Annotated in this window: 11 protein-coding genes and 1 pseudogene; 3 read left to right on the forward strand and 9 right to left on the reverse strand. The window is 61.7% G+C overall.

What is annotated here, in order from left to right; genetic code table 11:
* Window positions 1-28: 28 nt before the first annotated feature.
* From AB4P94_RS01980 to ptsP, 4 genes are all read right to left on the reverse strand, one after another.
* Entirely contained in the window at window positions 29-1,570 is a 1,542-nt protein-coding gene (locus AB4P94_RS01980) for an alkaline phosphatase D family protein (RefSeq protein WP_395609184.1), read from the reverse strand.
* Between the two features lie 180 nt (window positions 1,571-1,750).
* The gene (locus tag AB4P94_RS01985) at window positions 1,751-3,463 is read right to left on the reverse strand and encodes a PTS fructose-like transporter subunit IIB (RefSeq protein ID WP_395609185.1); all 1,713 of its coding nucleotides are present in this window, start codon (window positions 3,461-3,463) and stop codon (window positions 1,751-1,753) included.
* Window positions 3,464-3,474: 11 nt separating this feature from the next.
* The gene (gene pfkB, locus AB4P94_RS01990; RefSeq protein ID WP_395609186.1) at window positions 3,475-4,395 is read right to left on the reverse strand and encodes a 1-phosphofructokinase; all 921 of its coding nucleotides are present in this window, start codon (window positions 4,393-4,395) and stop codon (window positions 3,475-3,477) included.
* Window positions 4,396-7,254, reverse strand: a complete 2,859-nt coding sequence (gene ptsP, locus AB4P94_RS01995) for a phosphoenolpyruvate--protein phosphotransferase (RefSeq protein WP_395609187.1) — start codon at window positions 7,252-7,254, stop codon at window positions 4,396-4,398.
* Window positions 7,255-7,548: 294 nt separating this feature from the next.
* Between ptsP and cra the strand changes: the two genes are divergently transcribed.
* Window positions 7,549-8,544 (forward strand): catabolite repressor/activator, encoded by a 996-nt coding sequence (cra, locus tag AB4P94_RS02000; protein WP_395609188.1) that lies wholly within the window; start codon window positions 7,549-7,551, stop codon window positions 8,542-8,544.
* 2 nt (window positions 8,545-8,546) lie between these two features.
* Entirely contained in the window at window positions 8,547-9,323 is a 777-nt protein-coding gene (locus tag AB4P94_RS02005; protein ID WP_395609189.1) for a TatD family hydrolase, read from the forward strand.
* Here AB4P94_RS02005 and AB4P94_RS02010 read toward each other — a convergent pair.
* The 3 genes and pseudogenes from AB4P94_RS02010 to AB4P94_RS02020 form a co-directional block, all read right to left on the reverse strand.
* The gene (locus AB4P94_RS02010) at window positions 9,270-9,698 is read right to left on the reverse strand and encodes a hypothetical protein (RefSeq protein ID WP_395609190.1); all 429 of its coding nucleotides are present in this window, start codon (window positions 9,696-9,698) and stop codon (window positions 9,270-9,272) included. The two genes, AB4P94_RS02005 and AB4P94_RS02010, sit on opposite strands and share 54 nt — an antisense overlap.
* Before the next feature lie 113 nt (window positions 9,699-9,811).
* Window positions 9,812-10,741: a methyl-accepting chemotaxis protein gene (locus tag AB4P94_RS02015; protein ID WP_395611281.1), complete on the reverse strand. Its 930-nt coding sequence runs from the start codon at window positions 10,739-10,741 to the stop codon at window positions 9,812-9,814.
* Window positions 10,718-11,809: pseudogene (locus tag AB4P94_RS02020) on the reverse strand (methyl-accepting chemotaxis protein); the annotation flags it as partial. The gene AB4P94_RS02015 and the pseudogene AB4P94_RS02020, both read right to left, overlap by 24 nt.
* Window positions 11,810-12,222: 413 nt before the next feature.
* On the opposite strand from AB4P94_RS02020, the gene AB4P94_RS02025 reads away from it, so the two are divergent.
* Window positions 12,223-13,170 carry an IS110 family transposase gene (locus tag AB4P94_RS02025; protein WP_395607597.1) on the forward strand — a complete coding sequence of 316 codons (948 nt, stop codon included), beginning with the start codon at window positions 12,223-12,225 and terminating at the stop codon, window positions 13,168-13,170.
* 46 nt (window positions 13,171-13,216) lie between these two features.
* On the opposite strand, the gene ampE is transcribed toward AB4P94_RS02025, so the two are convergent.
* The gene (gene ampE / locus AB4P94_RS02030; protein ID WP_395609191.1) at window positions 13,217-14,053 is read right to left on the reverse strand and encodes a regulatory signaling modulator protein AmpE; all 837 of its coding nucleotides are present in this window, start codon (window positions 14,051-14,053) and stop codon (window positions 13,217-13,219) included.
* Window positions 14,050-14,613: a 1,6-anhydro-N-acetylmuramyl-L-alanine amidase AmpD gene (gene ampD / locus AB4P94_RS02035; RefSeq protein WP_395609192.1), complete on the reverse strand. Its 564-nt coding sequence runs from the start codon at window positions 14,611-14,613 to the stop codon at window positions 14,050-14,052. Before ampD ends, ampE begins: the two co-directional genes overlap by 4 nt.
* Window positions 14,614-14,628 lie beyond the last annotated feature (15 nt).

Consider the following 14,628-nt stretch of genomic DNA (forward strand, 5'->3'; position numbering starts at 1 on the left):
GCTCCCACCGTTTTGACTGCATTCCACGTCAGGCCGGCTGCAGCTTTTGCTCGAACACCGAGACCCCATCCAGATCGCGCAAAATCACCGTCAACTCCGCCGTCCGCCCATCAATCTGCACCTCGCCAAAAAACTGGAACCCGGCCAACGGCGAGCTGTTTTGCACGGCTGGCGCCTTCTGAAAAACCACCTCGGGCCCGAACGTCTTGTCCAACTGGTTCGGCCCGAAACTCCCGGCATTCAATGGCCCGGCCACAAACTCCCAGAACGGCTCGAAATCCTGAAACGCCGCCCGGTCCGGGTGATAGTGGTGCGCCGCGCAGTAATGCACATCCGCCGTCAGCCACACATGGTTGCGCACCTGTTGCGCGCGCAAGAAACCCAGCAACTCGGCAATCTCCAGCTCACGGCCTTGCGCCGGCCCCGGGTCGCCGTTGGCGATGGCCTCCCAGCGCGGCACACCGGGGCTGACTTCGCCGTCGGGCACGCCGAGGCCGATAGGCATGTCGGCAGCGACCACTTTCCACTGGGCCTGTGAGGCCTTGAGTTCGCGTTTGAGCCAGTCCAGTTGCTCACGGCCCATAAAGGGTTTTTCGCCGCCCAGGTTGTCGTCGTTGGGGCCGCGATAGCTGCGCATGTCCAGCACGAACACATCCAGCAACGGGCCATAACTGAGCTTGCGATAAATCCGCCCGCCACCGTCGGCCGCCTGCCGGCGCATCGGCGAATACTCCAGCCACGCCTGGCGCGCGCGGCCCACCAGGGTGTTGATGTCTTTGGTCTGATAGCGCTCATCGAGCTGCTTGCTCGGCGACCAGTTATTCACCACTTCGTGGTCGTCCCACTGCCAGATCTGCGGCACTTCGGCATTGAAGCGGCGCACGTTGTCATCGAGCAGGTTGTAGCGGTAGTTGCCGCGATACTCATCAAGGGTTTCGGCGACTTTGCTTTTGGCCTCGGTGGTGATGTTGCGCCAGACGCGCCCGTCCTCGACCGTGAGCTGCGCGGGCACCGGGCCGTCGGCGTAGATGGTGTCGCCGCTGTGGATAAAAAAGTCCGGCAGGCGCAGGCGCATGGCTTCGTAGATGCGCATGCCGCCGATGTCCGGGTTGATGCCAAAGCCCTGGCCGACGGTATCGCCACTCCATACAAACCGAATGTCGCGGCGCTGTTGCGGCACGCTGCGCAAGTGGCCGAACCACGGCTCGCTGGCGACGCCGGTCTGGGCGTCTTCGAAATGCACGCGGTAGAAAATCGCCTGGTCGGCGGGCAGCCCGGTGAGTTCGACGCGGGCGGTGAAGTCGGTGCGGTTGTCAGCCAGCGGCGAGATGAATTTACGCGGGTTGCTGAACACGCTGCGGGTGTCCCACTCCACCACCATGCGCGCCGGGCGATCGCTGCGGCTCCAGATCATCGCGCGGTCGCCGAGCAGGTCGCCGGACTGCACGCCATCGGTGAGTTGCGGGCGGTCCTTCACCGAAGCGATCACCACCGGGGCCAGGCCCGGCAACAACAGGCCGGCACCGACAGCTTGCATCACACGGCGGCGGCCGAGGTCGAAGTGGCTCATGCAGGTTCCCTCTTGAGCATCAAAAGGGAAACTTAAGCATGGGCGGATGAAGCCCATGTGACACCGACCTGAAGGAAGAAGGAGATCAAATGTGGGAGCTGGCTTGCCTGCGATACAGGCAACGCGGTGTTTCAGTCACACCCCAGTGATGCAATCGCAGGCAAGCCAGCTCCCACATTGTTAGGCCGTGACTGGCAGCTCCACCGCCTCCGGGCGCTTGATCAGCGCATACACCAAACCGGTCACCAGGCTGCCGGCCACAATCGCCAGCAAGTACAGCAGCGCATGGTTCATCGCATTCGGGATGATCAGCACAAACAAGCCACCGTGCGGCGCGGCGAGCTTGCAGCCAAAGTACATCGACAATGCGCCGGTCAAGGCGCCACCAGCGATGCTGGCCGGTATCACCCGCAGCGGGTCTTTGGCGGCAAACGGAATGGCGCCTTCAGAGATAAAGCACAGGCCGAGAATCATCGCCGCTTTGCCGGCCTCGCGTTCGGTCTGGGCAAACTTGCGCCGGGCCAGGAACGTGGCGATGCCCATGCCGATCGGCGGCACCATTCCCGCCGCCATGGTTGCCGCCATCGGCGCACCGCTGGAGGCGGCCAGCAAACCGACGGAAAACGCATACGCAGCCTTGTTGATCGGGCCGCCCAAATCCACACACATCATGCCGCCGAGCAAGATCCCCAGCAGCACTGCATTGGTGGTGCCCATGGTGCTGAGAAAATCCGTCAGCCCGGTGAGCAGGCGTGCAACCGGCGGCCCGACCAGATAGATCATCGCAAGGCCGGTGAACAAACTCGCCAGCAACGGAATGATCAGGATCGGCTTCAACGCCTCGAGGCTCTGCGGCAACTTCACCGCGCGGGTGATCAGCTTGACGCAGTAGCCTGCGAGGAAACCGGCGAAGATGCCGCCGATAAAGCCCGCCCCCAACGTCCCCGCCAGCAGCCCGCCGATCATGCCGGGCGCAATGCCGGGCCGGTCGGCAATCGAGTAAGCGATATAGCCTGCGAGCAGCGGCACCATCAGCATGAAGGCTTGATCGCCGACGGTTTTGAGCGCCGCCGCCAGCGTGCCCTTTTCCTCAAACGCATGAATCCCGAACACGAATGACAGGGCGATCAACAGCCCGCCCGCCACCACCATCGGCAACATGAACGACACGCCGGTGAGCAGGTGTTTGTACACACCGGTTTTTTCCGACGTCTTCGCCACCGCTGCGCCGGTTGCACTTTCCACTGCGCCGTCGGCCAGGGCCTTGTTGAGGGTCGCTTCGGATTGCTTGAGGGCGATGCCGGTGCCGCAACGGTAGATCTTCTTGCCGGCGAAGCGCTCGGTGGCCACTTCAATATCGGCCGCCAGCAACACCACATCAGCGTCAGCGATGGCTTGCGCGCTCAACGGCGTACGTGCGCCCACCGAGCCCTGGGTCTCGACCTGCAAGTCGTAGCCCAGGCGTTTGGCGGTTTGCTGCAAGGCTTCGGCGGCCATGAAGGTATGCGCCACGCCCGTCGGGCACGCGGTAATCGCGACGATACGCGGGGCATTCTTCGCAACCACCGGCGCTTCACTGGCGACATATACCTGGGCTTCTTCGGCGCCCCGGCGCAACACCGCGTCGACATCCGCCAGCGCCTGGGCCGGCGTGCTCTGGAACACACGCTTGCCAACAAAGCGCAGCATGTCGACCGGCGTGCTGCTGACCAGCAACACCCATTCGGCAGCCTCGAGTGTGGCCTGGGACAACTGGCGCTCCGGGCGCTGCGCGTCCACCACTTCGACGCTGGTGCTCCAGCCTTGGCGCTGCGCGGCGGCGTCCAACAAGCGGGCGCACAGCACACTGGTGACCATGCCGTTCGGGCAGGCGGTAACAATGGCTAACTTCATCACAAACCCTCTTATTGTTCTGTCAGCGCGCGCACGCGGACGCCGCTTTCGAGGCGCGCCAGTTGCGCGTCATCGCTGATGCCGAAACCGATTTGCGTGACTGCCATCGCGGCAATCGCCGTGGCGCGGCGCAGGGTCTGCTCGGGCGTATCGCCAGCGAGCAAGCCGTGAAGCATTCCGGCCAAGAGTGAATCGCCTGCGCCCACAGTGCTGGCAACCGTGACCTTTGGCGGCGTGGCCTGCAGCGCAACACCCGGGCTGTACCAGGTCACGCCCGCAGCGCCATCGGAGACCACCACATGCTCCACACCCTGCTGATGCAGGCGGTGGATGGCCTCTTTGGAGTTGCCCAGCACCTCGGCGAGCTCTTCGGTATTGGGTTTGACCAGCCACGGGCCGGCTTGCAGACCGGCGCGCAAGGCTTCGCCGCTGGTGTCCAGGGCGACTTTCAAACCCAGGCCTTTGATTTTTTCCAGCAAGCCCTGAAACCACTGAGGGCTGACACCCCGCGGCAGGCTGCCTGCCACCACCACCGCATCGAATTCAGGGCCGACGATGGCGATGAGTTTGAGCATTTCCTCTTGCGCCTCTTTATCGACCAGCGGCCCCGGCGCATTGATATCGGTGACTCGGCCATCCCTCTCGGCAATCTTGATATTGCTGCGCGTCTCGCCCGGCACGCGAATGAAGGCATTGCCAAACTTGCGGCGGGCGATCAACGCTTCGAACGCCTGGGGGTTCTCATCACCGAGAAAACCACCCACGCTCACTAGGTGACCCAGATCCGCCAGCACCTGCGCCACATTCACGCCTTTGCCGGCGGCGTGTGTCAGCAGGGTTTCGCTGCGGTTGACTTCACCCGGCTCCAGGCGGCCCAGGCGTACGGTCAGGTCCAACGCCGGGTTCAGCGTCAGGCATAAAATCCTTGCCATTTACACGGCCTCCACAAGAGCACGCACTTCGGCGGGCGAACCCACCGCCAGTGCTTTTTGCGCAAGGCTTTGAGCCTCGCTCAGATTGAATTCCCGTACCCGCGCCTTCACTTCCGGAATGCTGCGGGCCGACACGCTCAACTCATCCACACCCAAACCGACCAACACCGGCACCGCGAGCGGATCCGCCGCCAGCTCGCCGCACACGCCCACCCACTTGCCATGGGCATGGGCGGCGCGCACGGTGATGTCGATCAGTTGCAAAACCGCCGGGTGCAGGCCATCAGCCTGGGCCGACAAGGTCGGGTGACCACGGTCGATGGCCAGGGTGTACTGGGTCAGGTCGTTGGTGCCGACGCTGAAAAAGTCGACCTCTTTGGCGAGCACCGGCGCAAGCAAGGCCGCCGATGGCACCTCGATCATGATGCCCAGCTGCAAGTCGGCCACCGGGATTTCCAGGCGCAGGCGCTCGGTCATGTCGCGGGCGGCGCGCCACTCATCAACACTGCCGACCATGGGAAACATGATGCGCAGCGGGCGGTTGTCCGCCGAGCGCAGCAGCGCGCGCAATTGCGCCTCCATGATCTGCGGGCGTTGCAAAGTCAGCCGAATGCCGCGCACGCCGAGGAAGGGGTTTTCTTCCTGAGCGATGGGCCAATACGGCAGCGGTTTGTCGCCACCGACGTCGAGGGTACGCACCACCAGCGGGCGGCCGCCGAGGCCGTCGAGCACGCGGCGGTATTCGGCCTCCTGCGTGGCCTCATCCGGCGCTTGCGGGTGGGCCATGAAAATCAGTTCGGTGCGCAGCAGGCCGATGCCTTCAGCCCCCTGCTCCACCGCGCCGGCAACGCCAGCGCTTTCGCCGATATTGGCAAACACTTCCACGGCGTGGCCGTCACGGGTCAGGGCCGGTTGATGGCGCTGCGCCGAAGCGGCTTGCAGGCGTTGTTCGCGGGTGTCGCGCTCAACGGTGGCGCGTTGCAGGGTGGCGGCGTCGGGAGCCACATGCAGGCGACCGCGCTGTCCGTCGAGCAGCAACGGCGTGCCGGGGGTCAGCAATAACACTGCTGCGCCTGCGCCGACCAACGCCGGAATGCCAAGTGCCCGGGCGACAATGGCGCTGTGGGCCGTGGCGCCGCCACGGGCGGTTAGGATGCCGGCCACACGGGCCGGATCCAGACGCGCGACATCAGAAGGGCCCACTTCGTCCATCACCAGAATGTAGGGTTCGCTCGGCTCCTGGGCGGTTTCGACGCCACAGAGTTGCGCCAGTACGCGGCGGCCAATGTCGCGCAAGTCGGCGGCGCGCTCGGCGAGCAAGGCGTCCTGCAGCGACTCCTGCTGTTTGGCGGCGGCTTCGATCACGCTCATCCACGCGGCTTCAGCGCTTTCGCCTTGTTTGAGGCGGGTGTCGACTTCGCCGGTCAGTTCCGGGTCGTCGAGCATTTCCTGGTGGGTGATAAAGATCTCGCGAATGGCTTTGGACGTGCTGCGCTCGATCAGGCCGTGGATATCACGGCGTACGTCGGTGAGCGCAGCGTGCAGGCGCTGGCGCTCAATCACGGGAGTTTCACCGCGCAGCGGGTAATCGAACACCTGCTGGATCTGGATATGCGCCGGGCCGATGGCAATACCGGGCGCGGCCGCAATGGCCTGGATTTGACTCCCCGCCAAAGGCACGCTGACCACCGGCTCAATATCGAGTGTTGCGGGTTGAGCGCTGGCCGTCGGCAACGGCTCGACTTCTTCGCCCAGCCCATCTTCCACGGCCGCCAGCAACGCAGGCAGCGCATCGCCCGCAATCGCCGGCTCGGCGACAAACTCCAGCACCTGGCCGCGACGCGCACCGAGGCTCAGCAACTTGCTCAGGCTTTTCACCGACACCGCGCCCACCGCGCCATCAACGATGCGTACGCGAATATCGCCCTCAAAACTTTTCGCCAACTGCGCGAGGATCTTCGCCGGGCGCGCGTGCAGGCCATGAGCATTGGCCAGAGTAATGCGTGCGCTCGGCCAATCCGGCGGTAGCTCGCCGCCGAGCACTTCCAGCACCGCACGGCTACTGGTGGCACGCCCCAATTCCTGGCCGCGCCCTTCAATCAGCAACGCACAGAGGCGTTCGAGCAAGGTTTGATGCGCCTCGCCGAGACTGGCTAGGCAGAACAGGCCGTTGAGCGGCTGGCCGAGGTACCGCATGGGTTTGTCCGGGGTGACGAACGCCAGGCCCGGGCGCTTGACGGTCTGCTCGCTGTGCAGCCACCACAGGCCATCGCCCAGCGGCAATGCATCGACTTGCTGCAACACGGCGGCGAAACCGTTGCTGACACAATCGGCCTGGCGCAACAGGCGCGCGCCCCTCCACACAAGCTCTTCAAAATCGTCGGCAGACACGCCAAGGCCGATCATCTGCGCATCCAGCGCCAGCTCCTGCGGCGCGCCTTGCAGCAGTTTCAGCAAGGCCTCGGCAGAACCGGCACGGCGCAGCGCCTGGCCCAGGTCGGTTTCACCGAGGGCGCGGGTCAGCAGTTGCAGTAAACGCAGGTGTTCGTCGGACTTGGCGGCAATGCCGATGGCCAGGTAGACGATCTGGCCGTCGCCCCAGTCCACCCCTTCGGGGAACTGCAGCAGGCGCACGCCGGTGGAAAACACCTGGTCACGGGTTTCAGGGGTGCCGTGGGGAATGGCGATGCCTTGGCCGAGAAACGTCGAACCCTGGGCTTCACGGGCTTGCAAGCCGCTGAGGTAACCCTCGGCGACCAGGCCGTCGGCCACCAATGTGTCAGCGAGCAGGTGCAAGGCAGCAGATTTGTCCACAGCCACCTGGCCCATGGAAATCTGCTCTACAGTGAGCTCAAGCATGCCGTTCTCCTAGTTAGTGCGATGGGCGCACTAGGTATTGTTTTGAATAATTCAGCGCATGGGTGTTCAAAAATAGCTGACCGAGTGGTCAATTGGCAGTAGCCACTCGGAGACGAACATCGTAAAAATACGCCTGCTGAAACGTTTAATCTAGAATTTCTGGCAGGTTACGCGTTAATTGCGCAAGCTTGAAGGACCACTCGGCGCTTGAGTTCAGACATTGGTCGTGTGCAGGAATCGGTTACGATTGGACAAAATGTCGGGGCAAGCTCTAAAAAACAAGGAAATCCCGGTTTGAAACTCAGTGATATCGCACGTCTGGCCGGTGTGTCCGTGACCACCGCCAGTTATGTCATCAATGGCAAGGCCGAACAGCAACGTATCAGCACCGCGACCGTCGAGCGGGTGCGTGCTGTGGTCGAGGCCCATGGCTTTACACCTAACCCTCAGGCGGCAGGGTTGCGCAGTCGGCATACGCGCACCTTGGGCTTTATTCTCCCGGACCTGGAAAACCCCAGTTACGCACGCATCGCCAAGCTCCTGGAGCAAGGTGCACGGGCACGCGGCTATCAGTTGCTGATTGCCAGCTCCGACGATGAGGCCGATAGCGAACGCCAACTGCTGAAACTGTTCCGCGCGCGGCGCTGTGATGCGTTGTTCGTCGCCAGTTGCCTGCCGGCCAGCGATGACAGTTACCACGAGCTGCAGGCCAAAGGCTTGCCGGTGATTGCCATCGACCGCGTCATGGACCCGGGGCAATTCTGCTCGGTGGTCAGCGACGACCGCCAAGCCTGCCAGCAACTGACCAGCAGCCTGTTGCAACCACAGCCCAAGCAAATCGTGTTGATTGGCGCGCGCCCTGAGCTGAGCATCAGCCAGGAACGCGCTGCCGGTTTCCGCGAAGCGCTGCAAGGGTTCACTGGTGAAGTGATCATTGAACACGGCGAGGCCTTCAGCCGTGACTGTGGCCGACAGCTGATGGAGCAACTTCTACAACAACTGGGGCATTTGCCTGACGCACTGGTGACCACCTCCTACGTGCTGTTGCAGGGCGTGTTTGATGCATTGCACGACTTCCCGCTCAAGTCCCGGCCGCTACGCCTGGGGACGTTCGGCGATACGCAACTGCTGGACTTCCTGCCGCTGCCGGTCAACGCCATGGCCCAACAGCATCAGTTGATCGCCGACACCGCCCTGCGTCTGGCCCTGGCCGCGATTGAAGAAGAACACTACCAGCCCGGCGTGCATGCGATTGGCCGAACCTTCAAGCAGCGTATTCACGAGGCGTGAGCGTGGAGTTGATCGATACCCATACCCACCTGGACTTCCCGGATTTCGATCACGACCGCCAGGCCGTCCTCGCCCACAGCCGGCAAAGTGGCGTGTCGCGGATGGTGGTGTTGGGGGTCTATCAGCAAAACTGGCAACGTGTGTGGGACCTGGTGCAGCAGGATGAAGGCTTATTCGCCGCCTTCGGCCTGCACCCGGTGTACCTCGATGAGCATCAGCCCGCCGACCTGACCGAGTTGGGCGAATGGTTGACGCGCCTGCGTGGCCATCGGCAACTGTGTGCGGTCGGCGAGATCGGCCTGGATTACTTCCTCGAACAGCTGGACCGCGAACGCCAGCAAGTGCTGTTTGAAGCGCAACTGAAACTGGCTGTGGATTTCCAGCTCCCGGCGCTTCTACACGTGCGCCGTAGCCACGCGGCGGTGATCGCCACGCTCAAGCGCATTCGCCTGCCACGCGGCGGCATCATTCACGCCTTCGCCGGCAGCGTCGAAGAGGCCCGCGAATACATCAAACTCGGCTTTAAACTTGGCCTGGGCGGCGCGCCCACCTGGCCCCAGGCATTGCGCATGCACAAGGTGCTGGCTCAACTGCCTCTTGAGGCCGTTGTGCTGGAAACCGATTCGCCGGACATGGCGCCCGTCATGTACCCAGGCGTTCGCAATAGCCCGCAACATTTGCCGGACATCTGCACGGCCTTGGCCGCACGCATGGGCATCAGCCCTTCATTGCTGGCCGAGACGAGCACACGCAACGCGTGCGAAGTGTTTCAGTGGTAGCCGCGTGACTGCTTGCAGGTTCACCGTCAGACGTTGCCGGTAACGGACATAACGCAACACCAGAAAGTGCACCAGTACCACCACCAGTGAAATGTTGAGCTGCCCGATAACATTGAGCAGCCCCACCCATTCCGCCACCAGTGCAATGATGAGCACCATGCAGGTGAATGCCATCATGCCCGGAGGCACCATGGCCCAGTGGTCCAGCGCCTTGAATTGGCGCTGTTGACGGGGGCAGTTCAACTGCACGGTCATTTGACAATAAGGGCACTCGAAAGGCTCGTGGATAGCGATGGCATTCAACTGCCAGGGCTTGAGTTCAAAAGTGATATCGCAGTGGGCGCAGTGCCCTTTGATGCCGATTGCAGCGGCCATCGCTGTGCCTCCCTTGAACGGTGATGATCTGAAACAAAGTCTCGCCCATTCGCGTCGCCAAAAGAGACTCACAGTGAAATCTGGACAAGCACCACGCCAAAAAAGGACACTTCCTACACTCGAAACGCTCCGATCAGTTGCTTCAACTCAATGACTTGCATCGACAACTGCCGGCTGGCCGCCTCGGTCTGGTTCGCCCCCCGGGCCGCATGCTCGCCTGCACGGTTGATCTCGACGATGTTCTGGTCGATATCGTGGGCCACCGCAGTCTGCTGCTCTACCGCTGCGGCAATCTGCTGGTTCTGGTCGACGATCATGCCCACCGCGCCCAGGATATTTTCCAACGCCAGCTGGACCTTTTCCGACTGCCCCACGGTGCCGCTCGCCATGGCATGGCTGGTGCCCATCGCCTTCACTGCCGCCCCGACGCCACTGTGCAAGCGGCTGATCATCTGCTCGATTTCTTCGGTGGAATGCTGGGTGCGCCGCGCCAACGTACGCACTTCATCGGCCACCACCGCGAAACCACGCCCCTGTTCACCGGCACGCGCGGCCTCAATCGCAGCATTCAGTGCCAGCAGGTTGGTTTGTTCTGCGATGCTCTTGATCACTTCCAGCACGCTGCTGATGGCCTGGCTGTCGGTCGCCAATTGGTTGATGACCCGCACCGACTCATCGATCTCCGACGCCAGGCGCGCAATGCTGCCTTGTTGGGATTGCACAAGGCCACGACCACTGACGGTTTCGTCGTTGACGCTGTGCGCACTGCTGACCGCCGCCGCCGCGCTGCGCGCCACTTCCTGCGCCGTGGAGGACATCTGATTCATTGCCGTCGCCACCTGTTCGATCTGGTTGCGCTGGCCGGACACCGCCTGATTGCTTTGGGCCGAGACCGCCTCGACTTCGCCGGCTTGCAGTTCGACCTGGCTGACGGTGTGCCCCACGCGCTCGATCAAGTCATGGATCTTCGCCACGGTGCCATTGAACACCAGGCCCAATTCCCCCAGCTCATCGCGGCTGTGGGCCACAAAAGTGACGGTCATGTCGCCGGCCGCTACCTTGTCCATCATCGCCCCCAGGCGGCGCAGGGTGGTGCGGGTTGAAGCATAAAAACCGGCATACAAATAAAAGATCAACAAAAAGACGGCGGTCAGGGCGCACACCAGCAGCACCATGTGCGTGCGGTTCTGCGCCAGGCGCTGCTCCAGCTGTTGCCCGAGAAACGTCAGGGTTGCTTCATTAAGCTGATAGGTGTGAGCCATCAACTGACTGACATCCTCATAAAACGCCTGCCACGGCGCATCAAGGGTTTCAGCCATCACCACCTGCTCTTCAAACACCTCACTGGCGCGCTTGAGGCTGGCAGCGCTGCCCTGAGCCAAAGCGTCGAGCGCAGCGTGAGCGGCCCTACTGGCACCGAGCGCGTCCTGCAATTTCAGAGCGTACTGCGCCTGCAGCTTTTCCAATTGCTGCTGCAACTCTTCAAAACGCGTGCTGGATGACGAATTGAGAAAGCCCTGACCCAATGAATACGCGCCCATCGCCCGCCCTTCGCCCAGGGTTTGGGTGACTTGGGGAGTGACGCCGGTGATCAACTCGCTGAGTTGGCGCAAATCACTTTGCGGGTCGCGGCTCAAGCCGGACTGGCTGGCGATGACCTGGCTGAGCGTTTGGGCCTGGTTGAGCAGCTTGCCGATCAATGCGCTTTTACTCAGCAGCGACGTTTCTTGTTGCTGGGCCTTGAACGCGGCGATCAATTCGTCGCGCTTGCCCTCAAAAGCGGCGACTTGCTCCGGGTCAGTGGCCATTGCGTTGAGGCCTTGCAGGCGGCTCAGCACGCTTTGCTCCACGGCACTGATTTTGGTTTCGAGGTCGCCCGCCTTGCCGGCTTGGCCGAGAGTTGCGTTGATTTGCACCTGGTTGTTCAGGGTTTCCAGGTCCCGGCGCAGGGCCAGGCTGCTGCCGAGCAGGTCGAGGCTTTGCAACTCGGTGCGCGTGCCCTGGAATTCACGCCAGGAATCGCGCACCAGAACGGCGTTGGTCGCCAGCATCGGCAGCAGGAACAGCACGCTGATCAGGCTGAATTTCATACCGAAACTCAGGCGATTCATCAACGCCACAGCGGGATAGAGCAAGCTCTTCACGGGTGAACTCCCTTTCTATTATTTTTATTGAGGCGCAGGGAAACGGCAGAAGGCCACTATTTGGCGCACTGACTGTATAGCTCAATTCGAAAGGGAGTTTTGTAACGTAAGGTTAACGACCTGTTGGAGCTGGCTTGTTGTGGCGAGCAAGCTTGCTCACCACAACAAGCCAGCTTGTATGCTAGGACTTGAAGGGAGGAGGAGGGACAAAGCCAGATTCTGACTGTTGGCGCAGTACAGACCGTGGGAGATTTCGCCCCTCCTCCTTTCACCCAAGCGCCGATAAAGAATGCATCTGGCTATGACCGACGATAGGAACAAGCCTGCGCCTCTGGGTGAGCCCTTCAAGTGCTCAAAACCTTAGCCCGGAGGAAGTCACTATGGCAATGCCAGTTCCCGTCTCCAAGCCGATTGTTGGTATTGATGTCGCAAAAAATGAATTGGTGATTTATCACGCCGATCTCGATCTTTTGGAAGCAATCCCGAATACCAAAGCCGCTATCAAAAAGTGGCTGAGGGCTTTACCAGGCAGCGTTGCTATCGCCATTGAGGCCACCAACACCTACCACTTGGAGTTTGCTGATCTGGCCTATGAAGCTGGCTGCGTTATCTACATGGTCGGTGGTTATGAACTCAGTCATTACCGCAAAAGTGTGAAGGTTCGTGCCAAAACTGATGCCCTGGATGCCCAATTACTAGCACGGTATTTGCGAAAAGAAGCCGACGAGCTTCACCCCTGGACACCGCCGTCCCCTCTTTATCGCCAACTGTTAAGCCTTTTCCGCCGCCGTGCCGCCCTGGTTCAAGCTCGCGTTAGCCTGACGCAAAGCTGGGCGAATGAACCGCTGTTGAAGGCCTCTTTTGCCGAGCAAATGAAGTCGATGCAAAGACTTGAAGGATTGATCGAAAAAATGATCAGCGATCGACTGAAAGAGGCTGGGTTACTGGGCCAACTCAAACGTTGCATGAGCGTTGAAGGTATCGGTTTTTTGACCGGGGCTCGCTTGATTACCAGCTTCCAGCGAGGGGACTTTAGAAACGCGGACGCATTTATCGCTTTCTTGGGTATGGACTTGCGCGTCTCCAAGTCCGGGCAGAAAGATAATCGGCGCAGTTTAAGCAAGCGCGGCGACTCAGAAGCGCGGCGCCTTCTGCATAACGCAGCAATGGCGGCTAGCCGGACTGCAGCATGGAAGGAGTTTTACCAGGCGCAGCGGGCACGGGGATATAGCACCACTCAGGTACTGGTAATGTTGGCTCGCAAGCTTGCTCGGGTGGTATTTGCCTTGCTGAAAGGGCAAAACGAATACCAACCGAAGGTTGGTTGAGGGTTGCCCCCAACCATAGAATCTCCCACATTTTTGACCGCGCCGATCAGGGCAGCACGGTCCAGATGGCAAACCCGGCATACCACAGCACCGCCGCGCGCAGCAGCAGTTCCCACAGGCGATCCAGGCTGTTGATGCCATCCGCCCCGACTGCCGGCGGTGGAATTTCCGCCGCCACCAAGCCGACCTTTTCCACCAACTGTGCCGCGCTGATGTCCCAGCTCAGCAACTCATGGAGCATCACCCGGCCGACCGCGACAAAGTTACCCACCAAGGCAAAACTCGCCGCGAGCAGGCGCACGGGCAGCCAGTCAAACGCATGACGCAGTTGCCCGGCGCGCTCCGCCACCAGCGGGTTCTGGCTGTGCTCACTGGCCAGCGCCAGCAATCGATAAGCCAATGCCGCGACCGGGCCGAGCAGGAAGTACCAGAAAATCACCGCGAAAAAGCTCTGGTAGGCCTGCCATAAGAGGTGGCCCTGGACGCGTTCCAACAGTTGCTCGCCGCTGTCAGCGGCGATCTTCAGGTCGCGCTCGGCCACATGTTCGGCGGCTTGCAGGTCACCACGCCGCCACGCATCACGAAACGGCCCGAGCCCGGCCAGCAGATCGCCACGCCCCAGGCTGTAAATCACCACCAACAAGTGCACCGGCAACGCCAACAGGCCGTACGCCACCGGTTCCAGCACCAGCAACAACAGCCCCAGCACGGCAACGGGCAACAGCACCAGCAACACGAGAATCAGCCACGGTTGCTTGCCCATCCGCGGGCTCGCTTCCAGCTTGGCCAATTCACGCAGCCATCCGCCGTCGCGTTGCAGCCGCTGGCGCAGGGCCGAGAACTTCTCGATCCACACCGCCAGCACCAACACCAGGAAACTCATCGTGCGTGTCCTCCATCCTGCAGGGCGCTGCGAAAGCGCGTCCAATCAAAAGCCGGGCCCGGGTCGGTCTTGCGCCCCGGTGCGATATCACTGTGACCACAAATGCGTTGACGGGTAATGCCCGGGTAAGCCGCCAGCAACTGGCGGGCGAGCTCGATCAGTGACGCATATTGGGCATCGGTGAACGGCAGCTCGTCTGTTCCCTCCAGCTCGATACCCAGGGAAAAATCATTACAGACCTCGCGCCCCTCGAAGCGGGAAACCCCGGCATGCCAGGCACGGTCCCGACAGGATACAAACTGCGTGACCTTGCCGCTGCGCTCTATCAGAAAATGCGCTGATACCCGTAGGTCGGCAATCCCTTCAAAGTAGGCATGTTCCGTGACATCCAGGCGGTTCTGGAAAAACGCCTGCACCTTGCCGGTCTCGAATTGCCCCGGTGGTAGGCTGATGTTATGCACCACCAACAGTGAGATTTCGCCTGCGGGGCGCTCGTTGAAGTTGGGTGAAGGGCAATGTGCAATGCCCTGGCACCAACCGCTGGCGGGGTCCAACTGCATACCGGTTCCTTGAAT

The organism is Pseudomonas sp. B22129, from assembly GCF_044218875.1.
Lineage (GTDB): Bacteria > Pseudomonadota > Gammaproteobacteria > Pseudomonadales > Pseudomonadaceae > Aquipseudomonas.